The 18,736-nt window shown below is 35.0% G+C and carries 20 protein-coding genes; 3 read left to right on the top strand and 17 right to left on the bottom strand.

Annotated elements, in window-relative coordinates:
• Nucleotides 1-28: 28 nt before the first annotated feature.
• The 14 genes from KUA55_RS08805 to KUA55_RS08740 all read right to left on the bottom strand — a co-directional run bounded on the left by KUA55_RS08805 (nt 29) and on the right by KUA55_RS08740 (nt 13,402).
• Nucleotides 29-1,084, bottom strand: coding sequence for an S-methyl-5-thioribose-1-phosphate isomerase (locus KUA55_RS08805; RefSeq protein ID WP_218325830.1), 1,056 nt, complete (start codon nt 1,082-1,084; stop codon nt 29-31).
• Complete coding sequence (gene mtnK / locus KUA55_RS08800; protein ID WP_218325829.1) at nt 1,068-2,285, bottom strand: S-methyl-5-thioribose kinase; 1,218 nt, start codon at nt 2,283-2,285, stop codon at nt 1,068-1,070. The genes KUA55_RS08805 and mtnK overlap by 17 nt, the downstream gene beginning before the upstream one ends.
• A 104-nt stretch (nt 2,286-2,389) precedes the next feature.
• The gene (locus KUA55_RS08795) at nt 2,390-3,394 is read right to left on the bottom strand and encodes an LPXTG cell wall anchor domain-containing protein (protein ID WP_218325828.1); all 1,005 of its coding nucleotides are present in this window, start codon (nt 3,392-3,394) and stop codon (nt 2,390-2,392) included.
• A gap of 112 nt (nt 3,395-3,506) precedes the next feature.
• Entirely contained in the window at nt 3,507-4,172 is a 666-nt protein-coding gene (locus KUA55_RS08790) for a class II aldolase/adducin family protein (RefSeq protein WP_343214712.1), read from the bottom strand.
• A gap of 104 nt (nt 4,173-4,276) precedes the next feature.
• Nucleotides 4,277-4,555 carry a helix-turn-helix domain-containing protein gene (locus KUA55_RS08785; RefSeq protein ID WP_218325827.1) on the bottom strand — a complete coding sequence of 93 codons (279 nt, stop codon included), beginning with the start codon at nt 4,553-4,555 and terminating at the stop codon, nt 4,277-4,279.
• Nucleotides 4,556-4,694: 139 nt separating this feature from the next.
• Complete coding sequence (locus KUA55_RS08780) at nt 4,695-5,921, bottom strand: DUF1015 domain-containing protein (RefSeq protein WP_218325826.1); 1,227 nt, start codon at nt 5,919-5,921, stop codon at nt 4,695-4,697.
• Entirely contained in the window at nt 5,921-7,105 is a 1,185-nt protein-coding gene (locus tag KUA55_RS08775; protein ID WP_218325825.1) for a 3-phosphoglycerate dehydrogenase family protein, read from the bottom strand. The genes KUA55_RS08780 and KUA55_RS08775 overlap by 1 nt, the downstream gene beginning before the upstream one ends.
• A complete protein-coding gene (gene serC, locus KUA55_RS08770; protein WP_218325824.1) occupies nt 7,106-8,188 on the bottom strand; it encodes a 3-phosphoserine/phosphohydroxythreonine transaminase in 1,083 nt (360 codons plus the stop codon).
• A gap of 117 nt (nt 8,189-8,305) precedes the next feature.
• Nucleotides 8,306-9,079: an ABC transporter permease gene (locus KUA55_RS08765; protein ID WP_218325823.1), complete on the bottom strand. Its 774-nt coding sequence runs from the start codon at nt 9,077-9,079 to the stop codon at nt 8,306-8,308.
• Nucleotides 9,072-9,980: an ABC transporter ATP-binding protein gene (locus KUA55_RS08760; RefSeq protein ID WP_218325822.1), complete on the bottom strand. Its 909-nt coding sequence runs from the start codon at nt 9,978-9,980 to the stop codon at nt 9,072-9,074. Before KUA55_RS08760 ends, KUA55_RS08765 begins: the two co-directional genes overlap by 8 nt.
• Nucleotides 9,973-10,179, bottom strand: coding sequence for a PLD nuclease N-terminal domain-containing protein (locus KUA55_RS08755; RefSeq protein WP_218325821.1), 207 nt, complete (start codon nt 10,177-10,179; stop codon nt 9,973-9,975). The genes KUA55_RS08760 and KUA55_RS08755 overlap by 8 nt, the downstream gene beginning before the upstream one ends.
• The gene (locus KUA55_RS08750; RefSeq protein WP_218325820.1) at nt 10,163-11,269 is read right to left on the bottom strand and encodes a helix-turn-helix transcriptional regulator; all 1,107 of its coding nucleotides are present in this window, start codon (nt 11,267-11,269) and stop codon (nt 10,163-10,165) included. Before KUA55_RS08750 ends, KUA55_RS08755 begins: the two co-directional genes overlap by 17 nt.
• 146 nt (nt 11,270-11,415) lie before the next feature.
• On the bottom strand, nt 11,416-12,363 hold the full coding sequence (locus tag KUA55_RS08745) for a Gfo/Idh/MocA family protein (RefSeq protein ID WP_218325819.1): 948 nt from the start codon (nt 12,361-12,363) through the stop codon (nt 11,416-11,418).
• Nucleotide 12,364: 1 nt separating this feature from the next.
• The gene (locus tag KUA55_RS08740; RefSeq protein ID WP_218325818.1) at nt 12,365-13,402 is read right to left on the bottom strand and encodes a Gfo/Idh/MocA family oxidoreductase; all 1,038 of its coding nucleotides are present in this window, start codon (nt 13,400-13,402) and stop codon (nt 12,365-12,367) included.
• Nucleotides 13,403-13,563: 161 nt separating this feature from the next.
• Between KUA55_RS08740 and KUA55_RS08735 the strand changes: the two genes are divergently transcribed.
• Nucleotides 13,564-14,037, top strand: a complete 474-nt coding sequence (locus tag KUA55_RS08735) for a GNAT family N-acetyltransferase (RefSeq protein ID WP_218325817.1) — start codon at nt 13,564-13,566, stop codon at nt 14,035-14,037.
• Between the two features lie 42 nt (nt 14,038-14,079).
• Here KUA55_RS08735 and KUA55_RS08730 read toward each other — a convergent pair whose 3' ends face one another.
• Nucleotides 14,080-14,667: a LysE family transporter gene (locus KUA55_RS08730; RefSeq protein WP_218325816.1), complete on the bottom strand. Its 588-nt coding sequence runs from the start codon at nt 14,665-14,667 to the stop codon at nt 14,080-14,082.
• Nucleotides 14,668-14,780: 113 nt separating this feature from the next.
• Here KUA55_RS08730 and KUA55_RS08725 point away from each other — a divergent pair, with 113 nt between their 5' ends.
• The gene (locus KUA55_RS08725) at nt 14,781-15,341 is read left to right on the top strand and encodes a helix-turn-helix domain-containing protein (RefSeq protein ID WP_218325815.1); all 561 of its coding nucleotides are present in this window, start codon (nt 14,781-14,783) and stop codon (nt 15,339-15,341) included.
• A gap of 38 nt (nt 15,342-15,379) precedes the next feature.
• Here KUA55_RS08725 and KUA55_RS08720 read toward each other — a convergent pair whose 3' ends face one another.
• Nucleotides 15,380-16,234, bottom strand: coding sequence for a MurR/RpiR family transcriptional regulator (locus tag KUA55_RS08720; RefSeq protein WP_218325814.1), 855 nt, complete (start codon nt 16,232-16,234; stop codon nt 15,380-15,382).
• Between the two features lie 82 nt (nt 16,235-16,316).
• Entirely contained in the window at nt 16,317-17,810 is a 1,494-nt protein-coding gene (gene yjeM, locus KUA55_RS08715) for a glutamate/gamma-aminobutyrate family transporter YjeM (protein WP_343214711.1), read from the bottom strand.
• Between the two features lie 607 nt (nt 17,811-18,417).
• On the opposite strand from yjeM, the gene KUA55_RS08710 reads away from it, so the two are divergent.
• Nucleotides 18,418-18,735 (top strand): hypothetical protein, encoded by a 318-nt coding sequence (locus tag KUA55_RS08710; RefSeq protein ID WP_218325813.1) that lies wholly within the window; start codon nt 18,418-18,420, stop codon nt 18,733-18,735.
• Nucleotide 18,736 lies beyond the last annotated feature (1 nt).

Here is an 18,736-nt window from a genome sequence, read left to right as displayed (position 1 = left end):
AAAGTTCATCAAGTCAAAAATAATTGGATTAATAAAAAACATTCTCTGGTTTTTCTTCATAATAGCTGCCCAAATCATAGGGCGAAAAGAAGCCTAGATCTGTTACCACAGCGCCAATTAGTTCTGGTGGCGTTACGTCAAAAGATGGATAAATCGCTTTTACACCAGCTAAAGTATGTTTAATACCATTTAATTCTAGCACTTGTTGCGGATCCCGCATTTCAATTTTGATATCATGATAATCCTTTTTATCTTCATCTGGAATCCCCGTTACAAAGTAAGGAATACCAAACCGATTAGCTAAAATAGCAATCTGATAAGTACCAACTTTATTAGCAATATGTCCATCTAAGGCAATCGTATCAGCAGCCGATGTAAACAAATCGATTTTCTCGTGAGTCATTAAGTAAGCAATCATATTATCAGAGACAACTGTGGTATCGAAGCCTAACTCGACGCAACAAGAAGCCGTTAAACGAGCACCTTGTAAATAGGGGCGTGTTTCTGCACAGTAAAATTTTAAGTTTTTGCCTGTATTTTTAGCGGCTCTTAACAACATACCAACAATCGTTTCACCGTAACATTGGGTTAAAACAGTTCCATTATTGGGAATTTTTTTAATTAAATGCTCTGCCACTTTATTCATCGTGAAATAGCGACGATTTAGTGAGTCAATCGTTTGTTGGAAAATTGCTTCAGTCGGATCTTGCCCTTCAGCTAAAGTTTGTTTGGCTAACTCTAATGCTTTTTCGGTAATAATCCGCATGCGATTCGCAGTTGTTGGTCTGGCGTTGGCAATTGTTTCGCTGGCCTTTTTCAAAAAAGCGATTCTTTCTTCATCTGTCAGTTCTTGACTTTGAAAACTTGCTAGAGCCATTCCCATTCCAGCCGCAGTGTAAGGTCCAGCGCTTTGTGTCACCATGTCAGTGATGGCTTGTGCGACATCTTGATAAGTTTGGCAAGTAACAAAATTAATTTCTCGTGGATATACTCGCCGATCTAAAATTTTAACTACACCATTCTCATACCACGCAACATTCTCATATTGCAATAAAGTCGGCATGCCGTTATCTTGTCGTTTCATCTTTTCCCCTCTTTGCAAAGATTGCACTGATTTCTTGACCATGAATAATTTTATCACGGTTCATAATTAAATCAGTAGCAAACTGAATTAAAATTCTTTCTGCTGGAATTCTAGCCTTTTTTGGTAATAAACTCAATTCTTTTACCTTAGTATCACCCACGACGCGACGAATGATTTCGGTACCGGCGTAACCTAAACTGTCTGCCATCACTTCAGCCAAATATTTTTCCTTGAAACCTGGTAAAAGATACATCGGTAGTTTTACCTGATCATCGTAAGTATTTGCTATTTTTTCAAAGGTCAAATCAAAGACTTTTTCAATTGATTGCGTCAACCAATGATCAAAATCTTGATCAAAATGAGCATCCATCTGATTTAAAATCAGCGGAAAGACTAAATGTGCCAATACATTACCAATGTCATAGCCCATCGGTCCATAAAAAGCAAACTCAGGATCAATTACTTTAATACCTGTATGATTAATAAAAATCGAACCCGTATGCAAATCACCATGAATCAGTGCCTGGCTATTATTCATAAATTGATTTCGTAAGTATGCAACTTCAACCTGCAATGCATCGTTTTGATACAAATTTTCCATCACAAAATCTTCGTTACCTGCTGTGATAATATTCCGCTTTTTATAATCCCAATAAGGTTCAGTTAAGACCAAATCTTCAGAGATATCACTCATTTCGATATTGGTAAAAGCTTTCACCCGCTGTTTTTTCTCATCTCGTGCTAAGACCAAATCGGTGGTCGGCAACAAAACTTCAGCTAAAAACTGACTGATCTCTTGGCTAAATTTAGGAAATATGTTTTTTTCAATCATTTGATAACGCATATTTTGATAATCTGAGATATCTTCCATCGTCAAAGCTGCCATTTTTTCGTGATAGTTGAAAACTGCTGGTACAAATTGTGGCGCCAGCTCTCCTTGAATTGTTAAAATATCAGCTTCAATCCGATTGCGAGCTAAATCTAATGGTCGACCTGATGCTCTTAAAAACTTATCGGCTTGTTTCACCACAACTGTTTTTTCAGTTGCTTGATCTATTACTTGATGAACATAGTTAATATTGCCATCGCCAATTTCAGCAACCTCTAAAGTTGTTTTATCAGGAAAAAGTTGCAATTCACTGACAACGAAATCTTTAATGGCTTCATCATCCATCAAAAAATGTGCTTGATAATTTGTCATTTTCAGCCTCCAAAAAAAGTTCTTTTTAAAAATATACGCTCCCAGACAACTTTAGTCAATTTATGCAAAAAAAGTCAGCTGCTAACCAGCTGGCTTTTACTATTTTAATGACGGACTTTTCTAATACCAAAGACCGCTAGCCCCAAAATGAATACGCCAGCAACCGTTAAGAAAACGTTGTTTCGTGTGCCAGTTTTTGGTAACTCAGTCTGAGTAGTCGCTGGTTTAGCTGTTGTTGCAAGATTTTTCACTTCTTCAGTTTTCTTTGGACCGTTATCATAAGGTGCATTACCTTCAGAAGAATCTTGAATCCACCAAGCTACACCAGAAAAGACACTAGAACCACCACCAAATTGTTTCATGTCTATTCCTGAATCTGCCAAATAATTTAAAATATGGATCCATTCAGTTTTCGATAGATTTTTCAAAGAGAAAAAGGTGTTTTCTGGATAAAGTACTTGAACATAATCGTATAACTGATCGACATTTGCCAATAATTCATCGATTGTTTGATATTGATTAGGATTGAAAGTTAAAGCTTTTTCAGCCGCCTCCCAAGAAATCACATGGTCTTTGTAAACCATTCGTAATACTCTGACATAGCCGCCCATATCCATCCCGGTAACATCTTGATTGTAACGTTCAAATAATTTCATAGCATTTGCCAACTGTTCATCAGAATAACCAGCTAATTCTTTAGCATCAATCGGATAAGCTGAATCGGTTAATAATTCTCGAATGTAAGCTGGTGTATAATCTTCCACATCTTTAACATCATCTTTTTTAGCACTTTCTTCACTAGAAGTGGTAGATGATTCAGATTTTTCCGATTGCGAAGATTGAGTCGTTTCTTCGACCTGTTCTTTTACTGTTTCAGTTGTTTCTTTTACTGCATCAGTCGCAGTTGAATCAGTCGTTGCTATTTTTTCTTTTTCAAGACTATTGCTACTGCTAGTTTCACTATTTATTTCATCTTTGTCTGTAACAATTGCACCATATCCTTTTTGCTCCTGTTGAATGCTAGAATTAGTAACAGATTCTGTAGTATCAGCCATTGCAGCTACGGGAAATGCCAAACTCAATACACAAACTAAAAAAATTTTTTTCATCGTGATCACCTCTTGTAATGTTTTTGTAATATAATTGTAACATAGATAATATATTTGTAAAGTGGTTTTTGCAAAAAAATAGAGATGAAGTTTTTCGCTTCATCTCTTATGCTTATAGTTTTGAAAACTCTTTTTTTGGTTGACCATAGTTGGCAAATTTTTCTTGTGTAATCGCAATATCTTCTGGGCTTAATAATACAGGCCGACCAATTGATTGGGCACGGATTTTTAATTTTGCCAAAAATTCAATATCTTTTGCGACAGAAAAAGCTTCACTGCAACTGTTTCCCACTGCTAAAACGCCATGATTTCCTAGTAAAATGCCTTTATTATTTCCCATCACCCGATAAGCTTCTTCAGCTAAAGCTTGTGTGCCAAACGTTTGGTAGCCACTACATCGCACGAGATCTCCTACAGAAGCAATAATATAATGGAACGGTTCAATATCCTGTTGCAAACAAGCAACCGCCGTCGCATAATCTGAATGGGTATGAACGACACTTTTTATTTCAGGATTATTTTGGTAAAAAATAGCATGCATATGATACTCACTAGATGGCTTACATTCTCCTTCTAAAACATTGCCAAAAAGATCCATCAATACGATATCCTCTATTTTTGTCTCATTATAGGCAATCCCACTAGGGGTAATTAACATCGCTGCTTCGTCTGGCACAACAATTGACAGATTACCGCCAGTACCAGTGGTCAATCCTTCAGTCATCATTTTTTTACCAAAATCGACCAACTGCTGTCGCTGCTTCATGTAACGCATCATTTTCAAAACTCCATTCCTCTATATTATTCTCTCAATTAGAATATATGATAGCCTTGTTTTTTAGTCAATTTGAGATGATAAGATAAAGAAAATGCGGTGAGAATTTACCCCAACTTCTTAAAAACTAGAATGGCTGGAATCATTAGAACGACAATAATCACTCCCCGTGCCAACATGATTTGCCACTCTACTGTAATTAATAAATTAACGAAAGAAATGTTATAGATTTCACTTAACTGCACAATACTACTAATGTCTGGATAACTCCGCTGATTTTCCCAACTTGAAATCGTTTGTCGCGTAACTTGTATTTTTTCAGCTAATTCTTCTTGTGTGAACTTTGCTTCTATACGCGCTTGTTTTGATCTGGTTCCAATTTCCATCTGATCGCTCCCTTCGATTGACAAAACCATAGCATTCGATTTTGTAAATTACTAGCTAAATCCCCTTACATCGGGCTTTCTCTGATGTAAAAATAGCTTTACATAAAAAAAAGCGACGAGAAATCTCATCGCTTTACTGTTATTTCGTTTCTAAATCATGTAAAAATAGACCACTTAATAATTTTGGCTCAAACCATGTTGATTTTGGAGGCATGATTTTTCCAGCGTCTGCCACTGCTAGTAAATCAGACATAGCTGTCGGATACATTGAAAAAGCCAACTGAAACTCACCTGCATCGACTAATTTTTCTAGTTCATCCGTTCCGCGAATCCCACCAACAAAATCAATTCGTTTATCAGTCCGAATGTCTTGAATGTCAAAAATTTCTTGAAACACATGGGCTTGTAAATATGCAACATCTAAACTTTCCACTGGATCATCTGCAACTAATTCTGTTTTGATGGTCAGAGTATACCAATCTTGTCCATCATAGTAGGAAATATCGCCAGCTTGTACTGGTTTTTTTACGCCGTTTTTAGTGACTGTAAAATATTGCTCAATCGTTGACCAGAAATTTTCTGGTGGAGCAACCTTTAAAACACGATTGTATTCTAAAATAGCTAATTCATCATCTGGAAAGATAATTGATAAGAAGCGTTCACTTTCAGGTGAATTTTTTCCTTGAGCTCTTTTTTCCAAACCAATTTTTACAGCTGATTCGGTCCGATGATGGCCATCTGCGATATATAATGCCTCAACTTCTTTAAAATCATTTTTTAGTTTTTCAATCGTGGCAGGATCGTCAATTTGCCAAACCTTATGATCCACATCATGGAAACTGGTAAAATCATAAATCGGTGTGTGATTAGCTTGCCAATCTTTTAGTAAGCCTTGAATATCAGCTTTTTGACGATAACTTAAGAAAATCGGGCTAGTGTTTGCATCGGTAGCACGGATATGATTCATGCGATCAATTTCTTTTTCATGACGGGTAAATTCATGTTTTTTTATTTTACCAGAAGTATAATCATCGATGGCTGTAGCAGCAACAATCCCAGTTTGACTGCGACCATTCATAGTCAGCTGATACAAATAAAAATAATCTTGCTGGTCTTTTTGCAACCACTCTTTGGTTAAAAAATCAGCTAAATTATCAGCGGCCTTTTGATAGACTTTTTCATCATAGGGCGACAAATCTTCAGGCAAATCAATTTCAGCTTTATCAATATGAAAATAACTATAAGGATTATCTTTAGCCAATTCTCTAGCTTCATTAGAATTTAAGACGTCATAAGGTAAGCATGCTACCTGATCCGCTAACTTTTCAGCTGGACGAATGGCTTTAAAAGGTTCGACTCTGACCATTATAAAACCACTCCTTCTTGCTTGATTGTCCGTACGTGGACGATACCAGGATGTTCTTTTAATTTTTTCTCAATCGCTTCGATTTTAGCTTCGTCCTGTTCATCGACATCCACTAAAGTATAAGCAAAATCATCTTTCCCGCGATTCACCATATTATCAATGTTAACATCCAAATCAGCAATGTCAGAAGCAATTAAGCCTAACATATTAGGCACGTTTTTATTAACTACTGTAATCCGATAAGGTGATTCAAAAGCCATTTCAACATTAGGAAAATTAACTGAACGTTTGATAATACCTGTTTCTAAGAAGCGTTTCAACGTTCGTGCTGCCATCTTGGCACAGTTGATTTCAGCTTCTTCAGTTGATGCACCTAAATGGGGTAGCACGGTAATTTTTTCATGATGTAATAATTTTTCTTCTGCAAAATCAGTCGTAAATCCAGCAATCCGGTCTTCGTTAACTGCATCTAAAATCGCATCAGTATTAATAATTTCGCCACGAGCAAAGTTATATAAATGTGCCGTTTCTTTCATTTGAGCAATTTCTTGAGCGCCGATCATATGGCGAGTGTTTTCGTTTAAAGGCACGTGGACAGTGATAAAATCACAATTTGCCAGTACTTCTTTGATACTTTGTGCTCGTTTCACTCTTCGTGAAATGCTCCAGGCTGTATCTACTGACACATAAGGATCATAACCGGTAACTTCCATTCCTAAGCGATAAGCATCATTAGCCACCATTGCCCCGATTGCTCCTAAACCAATTACGCCTAATTTTTTTCCTTCTAATTCGTGACCAGCAAATTGTTTTTTATTTGCTTCGGCTTGTTCTTCAACATCAGATCCACTTAGAGTTTGAATCCATTCAATCCCTTTTACCATTGGACGAACTGAAAGTAATAGAGACGCAATCACTAATTCTTTGACGGCATTGGCATTGGCACCCGGTGTGTTAAAAACTACGATTCCTTTTTCGGTACATTCTTTAACGGGAATGTTATTAGTACCAGCTCCAGCGCGAGCAATCGCCACAACTGAATCGGGAAAATCATAATCGTGTAACTTTTTACTTCTTAAAATAATCCCCTCTGGTTTTTCACAATCGTTGATTCCATAATTTTCTTTTTCAAAACGCTCCAAACCTTCTGAAGCAATCGCATTAAATGTTTGAATATGATACATCTATTTCCCTCCGTTTTCAGCTTCGAATTTTTCCATAAATGTCACAAGTTCATTGACACCTTCTACCGGAAAAGCATTGTATAAGCTTGCCCGCATACCACCGACTGAACGATGACCTTTTAGATTTTCAAAGCCATAAGCTAAGGCTTCTTGATTGAATTTTTTATCCAATTCATCATTACCAGTCACAAAAGGAATATTGGTTAATGAACGGCTGTCAGCACGAACTGGACTCTTAAATAATTCTGATGCTTCAATCGCATCATATAAAAGTTTTGATTTGGCTTGATCTTGGGCAGTGATACCAGCAACGCCACCTTGTTCTTGTAACCATTCAAAAACCAATTTGGCAACATAAATAGCGTACGTCGGAGGTGTATTATATAATGAATCATTTTTAGCTAATAAAGTATAATCTAACATCGGCGCTGAGATATCACTTTCTCCTAATAAATCATCACGGATAATGACCACCGTTAATCCTGCAGGTCCAATATTTTTTTGCGCACCAGCATAAATCACGCCAAAATCTTCTACATTGTAATCATTAGCCAATATATTTGATGACATATCAGCTACAACTGGTACTTTGCCAAAATTAGGAATACTTTGGTAAGCTGTACCTTCAATTGTATTATTGGTGGTAATATGCACATAAGCTGCATCCTGATCTACATTTGCAGGTATTTCGGGAATATAAGTAAAGTTTTGATCTTCTGATGAAGCAATTACTTCAACTGTAACATTGTCTAATGCTTCAGCAGCTTGAATCGCTTTTTTAGACCAAGAACCTGTATTTACGTAAAGAGCTTTTTTATTTTGAGCGAAATTCAAAGGGATTTTCGTAAATTGTAAGCTTGCTCCCCCTTGTAAAAATAAAACTTGGTAATTTTCTGGAATTTTCATTAAATCTCGCAACAAATTTTCAGCATCATCGATAATAGCTTGAAACCAGGAGGACCGATGACTCAACTCCATCACCGACATACCACTACCTTTGTAATCCAACATTTCGGATTGGGCAGTTTCCAGTACGGGTTTTGGTAAAACAGCTGGGCCAGCAGAAAAATTATAAATTGTCATAATCTCTTTCACTCCTTCTTTAATGTGATTAGAATTATAACAGAAGTACTTAAATGATAAAAGACTAATTTAAATTTAATTTTTCTTTACAAAAAAAAGCCTGGTCCATCACCAAGCTTAATTTCTTCCTAAATTTTTTTTTCGAAAAGTCCATCCAGCTAATATAACTGAGATTAAACTAATCATCAGACACCAAACAATACTCCAATAAAAATCACTCAAATCAACTTTTCCGGTTAATATGGCCATATTATGGCTAGCTAAACTTAAGGGATTGCCTGATTTGAATGCGGGCCAAAAATTTAAGATCAACATCACACCCAAACTCAGTAATAAAACAAACAAACTGTTCCATTTGCTGAACATGGTCGAGCTCAACAACAAAATACTAATCAATAAAATGCCAAATAACCATATTGCTAGAACACTGGGAAATAAATTTTTAACTAATTCAGTGGAAAAAAAATATACCGTATATCCCCACGAAATTAAAAAATTCAGACTGATTGCAACTGTCCATAAAATAATCAGAAACAGGTATTTTCCGATTAAGACACTTCCTCTTTTCAACCCTTTGGTTACTAACGGAATCAATTTACTACTACCAATTTCTTTAGACATCACATCACCAAAACTTAAAATAAAGACGATTAAACCCATTTGCGTCAGATTTTTAAAAAATTGTGTCCAAGCATCCAGTGCTGTTGGTTCTGGTAGATTAATTTGCATATTGGCGGGCATAGCAGTTTTCATAATTTCTGGCATCAATTTTGCCAATAAAGGATTCATGATCCCTAATATCGCAAACACCAATAAAATAATGATTAGCTTTTTCGTACGATAGGCTTCAATACTCTCTTTTTTTAACCAAATAAATGTTTGTCTAATCATTTTTAACCACCTCCAAAAATACATCTTCTAAGGTAGGTGCCATTAAATCCATCTTTTGCGGTAAAATCCCGCTGTTAGACAAGCTACTTAACAATTGTTCTTTCGTTTTTTCAGAGATTAATGGAATGGTTATTGATTTTTTTGCTTGTTGAAATATTATTTGATTCAACTGAAGTTTTTCTGCAATTGTATTTGCTTCATGTTCAGTAGCAAATACTAACTGATAATTAGTACTCGAAAATTGTTGTTTGAGCTTTTGAATATCACCAGTTAGGACTATTTTGCCTTTATCTAAAATGGCTACTTGCTGACAAATTTTTTCCACATCACTTAATATATGAGTTGAAAAAATAACAGTAGTATCTGGTAAATTACCTAGAATTTCTAATATTTTTTTTCGTCCTAACGGATCTAATGCTGAAGTCGGTTCATCACAAATCAAAATTTTAGGCCGATTCAGTAATGCTTGGGCTAGTCCTAAACGTTGTTTCATACCACGAGAAAAGCCACTTATTGGGTGATTATCTACTAAATCCACCAAGGCTAAGGTCTGAGCGATTCGTCGTTTTAATTCTCTACTTTTAATACCCGTGATTTTCCCACAAAGTTTTAAATACTCTGGAGCCGTTAAATAATCATAAAACTCGGGAACATCTGGTAAATAACCAATTTCTTGATTGCTTTGGTTTTGCCCAAAATGAACTTTCTTGCCAAAGATCTCAATCTTACCACCGTCATTTTTCATTAAACCTAAAATAATTTTCATGGTTGTCGTTTTACCAGCACCATTTTCCCCGACAAAACCAAAAACAGTTCCTTGAGGTATCGTCAAATCCATATGATCTAAGACTTTCTTGCCGTGAAATTGCTTGCTCAAATCACGGATTACCAAGCTATTCATTTTTCTCCTCTTTTCCAATCATAAAGTATATAATCGGACCGAAGATCGAAATAAATAAAACAACGATCCCCCATAATAATCGGTTACCATAACGAAAACTTGGTTGCTTAACTACTTTAATCAAGGCAATTAAAGCAAGTAATAACTGCAAAATGAGCAGTGGAATTAAAAAAAGTAAATACTCATTTAGATTTGTCATTTTTTTCACCTCTTAACAAAATTTCTATGACAGCTTTAAATCGGGGTTGCTCCGCTAAGGATTCAAAACTTGAATTAGCAATAACTCCTTGAATCAAATCTTCTTTTACTAGCATCGTATCGCGTGGCGTCTGATCTCCCAGCAGTAAATCATCAAACCAAACATCCACTTTATTAAAGTATCCATTCCCTTTTAAATGAATAGGAAAATTCGTTTGTTCAAACAGTTCCGCAAATTTTTCTAGCTGATTTAAAGCTTTTTCTGGTTGTTCAGCTACGAACATTTGAGCCAAAGACAATCTCAACATCAATACAATCATGGGATGAAAGGTTTCAATCTTAAAAGTCTCTATTAATCCTTCAGCAAAGCCAATCGTCTGATTGATTCTCTCTTTAGACAAGTTAGGCAAAGACAAATAACTACCAAAAATATTTAATTGAATAATCAAATATTGGTACAAGGTAATTTGTAAAACACTTTCGGCTTCAGCAAAACGACTTTCCCTTTGCAATGCAGCCGCAATTATCATCTCATCGGCATTAATGGTAGGAGCTTTGCCACCAAATAATTCAAAAACTTTACTGGTTTCCCCTCTTTCTATCCAGATGCTACCTAACAACATTTTTGCCTGATTTTTGATGCTCAACTCATCCGTATTTTTAAAAACATGTAACAAATAGCTCAGACATTCCCCTTCAATTTCTGCTGAATCTTCATCTAATACACTTAAATGATTCATCAACAATGACGCCATCGAAAAGACAAAATCGTAACAAGACCAATAACGTTTTATCATTTGACGAATTCGTTGTAAAGTTTCCTTAGGTTTTTTTGATAGCTCTTTTTTTAAACGTCGGTAAATATTTTCGATCTCTTTTTTACTTAACTGAGAATAGCCTAGTAAATTATCAATTGATTGGTTGAAATACGAAGCAATCAACGGTAACAAGGTAATATCAGGATAGCTTTGTCCGTTTTCCCATTTTGAAACACTTGCTTTAGTCACATTCAAAAATTCCGCTAATTGTTGCTGAGTAATTTGTTGCTCTTTTCGCAGCTCAAATATTTGTCGCCCGATTTGATTATCCATCTGAATCACTCCTCACTATAAGTATACGAAGAGTTTTTCAGTAAAACAATCGAGTAATTGTTAACTATTGCTTGAGTTAATCAACCAACACGATACTTTTAAATAAAAAAATCCAGTGAAAGAATCTCACTGGAAGATAAGTCTTATTAAATTGAATCTTTAGCCGCTTGTAGAATTTCCATAACGATTTCTGAATGGGCTAATTGTTTATTAACTTCTGCCATGTCATGTTCACGAATCATTTTTTCAAAAGCCACAAATTCGTTGAACATCCGATGCTGATGTGTATTAAAATTTTGAATTTCACCAGCAATTTCAACTTCAGGTACGGTATTAGTCGCACCTTCCACTCGTACATAACCCTTCGTACCTTGAACCATCGAAGAAATTTTCCCACTAGAATCTTTGGCGCCAATACAAACCGCTTTGGTTTCACCATAATCCAGCAGCAAAATACCAGAAGTATCGATGTCTCGCTCGACATTGGCTAAATATTCCACCTTTTCTGGACGACCTAAAATACCGGCTACAAAATGAATGTTGTAAATATTTAAGTCCATCAAAGCACCGCCACCCATATTGGGATCGAAGGCTGGTAAAATTTCACCTTGTTTAAACCGATCATAACGAGAAGAATACTGAGAATAGTTAGATTCGATGATTTTCAGATCACCTAAATCTTTGATACTGTCTTTAATAGCTTGATAATTTTCCAAATATTGATTGGTAATTGCTTCAACTAACACCAAGTCTTTTTCTGCAGCAAGATCTTTCAACTCTAAAAACTCCGCTAAAGTCAAAGTAAATGGTTTTTCACAAATGACATTTTTTCCCGCAATCAGAGCCTCTTTTGCTGTTTGAAAGTGCATATTATTAGGTAAAGCAACGTAAACTGTATCAATCTCAGGATCCTTCAAACTCTCGCCATAATCCGTATAAATTTTTTGAATATTGTTGTCAGCTTTCATTTTTTCCAACTTTTCAAGGCTGGCTGCTCGTCCAACTAAAGCTACTAATTCTGTATTTGGTAATTCTTGCGCCATTTCCAAAAAGGTATGCACAATCATCCCTGATCCAACAATTGCTAATTTCATGCTATTCAACCTCCTGTTTGTTTTTAGCTAACATCTTTTCAATTCCAGTTTCCAAAATTTCAAGTTGGCTAATCGTTTCATGGTCTTTCACAATTTTATCAGCGCCATTAACAATAGACTGATAAACACCTTCATAAATACGGCTGTAATCCCCCACCTCAGAGACAACTTTTTCTTCGTGGTATTGCCCTTGTTCATCCATATAAGTAAGGGTACCATAATGTTCAGGAAAATCTAAGCCGAAATCAGCATTAGTCGGCATATAAAAATGTTTCAAATCTTCTTCCTGACGATCTTTTGTGACTTTTTCAAAGACACCTTTTTTGCCATATACAACAAAACTTGCGCGCTCCTTCAATCTAAAATAACTGGATTTCACAGAAACCTTCATCTTGCCATAAAATAAATCTAAGTCAAAATAATCATTCATCCGATTTGGCCCCAATAATTGACGAACATCATACGTAATATCATCCGGCTCACCGAAAAATGACAATACCTGATCAATTGTATGACAGCCATGACCATATAGATAACTATTAATCTGACTGAATGCCAGTGTATTTTCTGGTACTTCAGGACGGAAATAATCATAATGCATTTCAACTTCTACTAAATCACCTAAAACATCACTTTTAATGACCTTTTGGACTGTTAAAAAATCAGAATCGAAACGTCGATTTTGGTAACATTGTAAAAATAGATTCTTTTCTTCTGCTATTGCAAATAATTCTTTGGCTTGTTCAGAGGTTTCAGCAAAAGGTTTTTCTACCAATGCGTTTTTACCTGCTAATAAGACTTTCTTCGCCCAAGGATAATGTTGCTCACTAGGCGTCGCTACCACCACTAGATTAATTTCCGGATCATTAAAAATATCTTCTATCTCATTGGTATAATGAACACCTTCGATTTTTTCCCAAGAACTGTTATTATTACGCGAATAAATAGTCTTAACTTCCACGTGGGGATTTTTCAAGGCAAATGGTAGGTGATAACGATTGGTACTTTTCCCGTTTCCAATATAAGCGATTTTTAGCATGTGATGCCCTCCTTTATTTTCTTTGATTATAACTAGAAAAGGGACCCATCGGACTTTTTTTAAATATTTGGGTCAAAATGTGCAGGATTTTCTTGTGAATATTTTTAACTCTGAACATCTTGTTCAATAAAATAGTATACTTGTTTAAAAAGAGGAAAAATATGCTGATTCGCGAAATGAGAACAGAAGAATATTATTTATTGGAAGAATTTTTATACGAAGCTATCTTCCAGCGTAACCAAGAAGATTTGCTACCCAAAAATATAATCTATCAACCTGAATTATTTATCTACATTAAAGATTTTGGCAGCTTAAAAGATGACTATTGCTTATGCGCAGAACACAATGGGAAAATTGTTGCCGCAGTATGGGTAAGAATCATTTCTGGGTTTGATCAAATTAATAAAGATACCCCTGAATTTGCTATATCTGTACTCAAAGACTATCGAGGACTTGGGCTTGGCCGTAAATTGATGGCAGAGATGTTGCAATTACTGAAAGAAAAAGATTATAAAAATACTTCACTAGCAGTTCAAAAAGATAATTATGCTTTAAAAATGTACCAAAGCCTTGGCTTTCAAATTATTGACGAAAATGATGAAGAATATTTAATGATCTTTCATTTAAACAAATAAGGAAGCCAAACAATTTAGCTAGTTGGCTTCCTTATTTAATCCCTATTTCAAAACCATTGCCCCGCAATACACTAATAATAAAGCCATGATAATATTGGTTTGTTTATGGTATCTAATAAACAAATTTTGAAAGGCTGAACCAAAAATTGCCCAAGTACAAGTCCCCAAAAAACCTACTATCGCCAGTAATAAAATTCCTACAATAATATCAAATACTGAATATGCATTTGGAAGGACAAAAGATGTCATAGCTGTGATACCATAAATAATTACTTTCACATTGACCAACTGCATAACCATTCCAGTAAACAAACTACTAGGATTCAAAAATTGACGATTCTTCTTTTCTACTTTAGGTTTATCACGATAAACCGTAAATGCCAAAAAGAACATGTATAAAGCCCCTAATATTTTCATATAAGGTTCAATGATTGGAATGGAGTTATACATCACCGAAGTAAGCACCGCACATAATGTCATATCGATTAAAAATCCAAAGAAAATACCTAGACAAAAAATCAGACCTCTTTTTAAGCTATATTTAGCAGCATTCGCTAACGCCATGAAATTATTCGGCCCGGGAGTAAAAGCAGTTAAGAAAATATACGAAAAAAATGCAATTGAAAACATGAATCTTCTCCTCCTTATTCAAATATGATATAATGAACAAAATGTTCTATATAACAATTTGTTTCTTTTATAGTACATTTCGTTCTTTATAATGTCAACAAGGAGGAGAAATTTTGTCTGAAATAAATCAAACATTTGCTCAGAATCTAAAACTTTTTCGTGAAAAAAGAAATTTAAGCCTAGATAATGTTAGTGCTTTGACGGGCGTTAGTAAAAGTGTCTTAGCCCAAATTGAAAAAGGAACTGCCAATCCTACGATAAATACTGTCTGGAAAATTGCCAACGGATTGAAAATCTCTTTTACCGAATTAATGGCCGCACCTGAGGAAGAATATAAAATTGTGCGACAAAATGACATCCAGCCATTATTGGAAGATGATGGAAAATACCGTAACTTTCCCATCTTTCTTTTTGCCGATAGCCGAAACTTTGAAGTTTATACTATTGAACTTGAGCCTGGTGCTTTTTTAGCAGCTGATCCTCATCCAATTGGAACAGAAGAATTTATTACTGTTTTTTCTGGTAGTCTTCAAGTTACCTTTAATACCCATGAATTAACTATTTCGGAAAAGGAAAGTCTCCAGTTTAAAGCGGATCAAAAGCATTCTTACAAGAACCCTTCCCAAGAACTAACCGTAATAAATATGATTATTTGGTACGATAAAAAAGATTAAAAAAAAGATGGCCTTCATGCGCCATCTTTTTTCTGTATTTAATTGTACCAGCTATCCATCGTCTCTTCTTTATCTTTTAAATCTACTAAATGGGTTGTGTAATTTCTAGCATAACAGATACTATATAGCGTATTTAAGATGTATTCAAAAGCAATCTGAGAAGTAAAAGTGGCAACTTTAACATTTTTTTCTTCTCCGCTAGGAACTTCTATCATTTGTTGGGCTATTTTGGCTAAAGATGAATCTTTACGACTAGTCAATAATAAATGCTGAATATTTCGTTGCACCATTAATCCTAAAAATTTCTCATAGTCTGTTGATTCTCCACTGTAGCTAATGAAAATCGCATAATCATCCTTAGTTAAATTCAATGCCGCCCAATCATTTTCCCCATATTCATCGGCAATAATCAAGTAGCGATTAATTTTATTAAACTTATTTTGAAAGCTACGGGCCCGAATTTGAGAATCTCCGGTGGCAAATAAAAATATCCGTTTAGCTGACAACATTTTCTTAGCCACTTCTTCTAAACTATCAGACTGTAAGCTCGCCGCACTTCTTTGTAATGAGTGAACACTTAAATCCAACATTTTTTGAGCAATCTTTTCAGCATTGTCATAAGGATTAAAAGGAAAATTTGGATCAACAGGTTGCCCCAGGTAGCGATTAGCTGAAACTTCTTCGATTAGAGCCGTCTGAAAAGCTCGAAAACCACTATAACCAATTTTTTGTGTCAATCGAACAACTGCTGAATGGGAAGCATAAGCTTTTTGTGCCAATTCTTGCACACTTAATCTTGAGGTCTCACTTAAATGAGTCAAAATATAATCGGCTATCCGCTTTTCAGTTTCAGTAAAACTTTCCTTTTGGTATAAAATTTCGCTTATGGTCATTTTTTCACCCCATTTAATGATAACTGATGAACCAAAAAAAGAAAACAGCAGTCGTGTTGACTACTGTTTTCTAGGAAAATGACTAAGCTTTATTTGTTTTGTTAGCGTAAATTTGATACAAGATAATTGCTAAGGCTGAGAATCCTACAGGACCAGCGATCATCCATAATGTATCACGCACACCAGCACCTTCGATGATTGGTTGGAAGATTGTAAAGATATTCGCACCCAATACTAAAACAAAGATTACTACGGCTATTAAAACAGTCATACTTTGATTTTTATAAACTTCGAATGGACGATCCAAACCATCTTTTTTCTTGAATTTAGGGAATGCATAAATCAAGAATAGATATGGTAAGGTCATTGAAACGTTAGCCATTAAAGTCAAAATGTTATAGAAAGCTGATGGATCTGGCGTCGCAAATGATGCGATTAAGATAATGCCAACAACTAACGCACATTGTGTCCACATTGCAACAGATGGCATACCATTGTCATTTAATACAGTAAATTTTTTAGGCCACATTTCTTTTGGTGTACCCATGATTAAAGTTTTTAATGGTGAATACGTCAAAGTAAAGAAGGCTCCACTGTATGATAAGAACATCCCTAAACCAGCATAACGAGCAAACCAGTTACCAATACTCATAGCAGCACTATGGCTCATGCCAATTGCATCACCAAATGTGTAACCTAAGTTGTTCATCATGACATAAGTGATATTTCCTAAGTTTGTTGTATCACCTGATAAGGCATCATTCCAGTTTGCACTTACACCCCATAAGAAGATTGCAAGAGCGTAACCAATTGAAATAACTAAGGCAGAAAATACAACCGCTTTAGGAAAAGTTTTCTCAGGGTTACGCGTTTTATCAACCATACCCCCAACTGCTTCAATCCCACCAAAGGCGAAAATTGCGAACACCGCGAAACTTAACATCCCTGTACCACCTTGGTAACTAGGAATATGTGAATGCATGATGTTTGTGAAAGGTTGTGCCAATTGCCCTTTATTAGCAACTAAAATAATACCTGAAATTACGATTAACACAACATTCAAACTTGTTACCGCTAAACCACCTAAACTAGTTACCTTAACGATACCTTTAACCCCTTTAATAGAGACTAAAGTTACAATAACCATCCATAAACAAGCTAATAATCCCACTACTTGAGTTGAGTTTAAGCCAAAGATAGCTAATTTTTGTGTTTGGTCACTACCGGCAAATGTTGTTGTAAATGGAATCCATACTTTTGATGAAGTTGATACCATCCATACAACATAAGAAGCAAACCACATAAATGTTCCGATAAATGCGAAACGTGGTCCAACACTCACTTCTAACCATTTGTACATCCCAGTGTTCTCGCCTTTAATTGATGAACCAAATTCAGCCATCATTAAAGCGAATGGAATAAAGAACAGAATTGCTGCAGCTACGTAGAACACGATCGATCCATAACCCATCAAGTAGTAAGCTACCGGTCCATTAGCGAACCCGAAAACTGATGTGAAAATCATCATGACTAAGGCGCCCAGCTTCATGCCTTTTTCTTTATCCAATGAAATCACTCCTTAATTTTATTTGGGAAAAAATTATTCGTTATTAATCAAATAAATATAAAAATGACTATGTAAAATTCCCCCAACGTTAAATTTACACCTAAAAAAGACAAAATGCAATACTTTTTGAAAACCAAAAAAGTAGAATTTATAGTCGTTTTTGTTTTCAAATCAAGGAATATTAAAGTCAAAAATCCTAAATCGAGACATTTATAATAACAAAAAAAAATGAATTAAAATCATTTCGTTTTGACACCATAAATTAATTAAAATTTAATATAGTTGTATCTAGTTTTTCTATCGCTGTTATTTCCTGAGTTCTTTTGTCAGAATTTTCTATTTTTTGCAGAAAATTGATGGCGATTTCACCAAAATATCTCAAGTAAATCTTAAAAAAGTACAATATTTTTTCACATAAGTAATTAAAAATAATTGATCTTGCAAAGAACAATTCTGTAGTCATGTTTTTATTGGACAAAAAAAATTATCAATCCACCATCGTTATTTAATAAATTCGCCATATAATTATCACGAAAATAAGTGCTAATTAAACTTTATAGTTGACTTAAAGTGGACTTTAAGGTGTACATTTATTTCATTAATAAGGAGGGGTTCGATGATTCAATTACATTTAACGACACCTATGAGTAAAGAATACTTTGAAGGCATTCATTTACGGAAGAATGTTTTAGAGGATAAAATAGACTATTTTAAAGAACAAAAATACTTGACGATTATCGCCACTTATCATGATCAAGTAATTGGCAGCGCATCAATTCAAAGAGGCTTATTTTCCACTAGCAAGATTAGAAACATTGCTGTTTTGCCTGGAAAATGCGAAACAGTAATTGAAGAAAAACTACGTAATTATGCCAAAGAAGTGATTGAAAATCAACGAAAAAATAAAGCTAGCCTCAAGCAAAAGGCTAGCTAAT

The sequence above is a fragment of the Enterococcus alishanensis genome, from assembly GCF_019218635.1.
Lineage (GTDB): Bacteria > Bacillota > Bacilli > Lactobacillales > Enterococcaceae > Enterococcus_A > Enterococcus_A alishanensis.
This window is presented reverse-complemented; position numbering and strand designations above follow the sequence as displayed.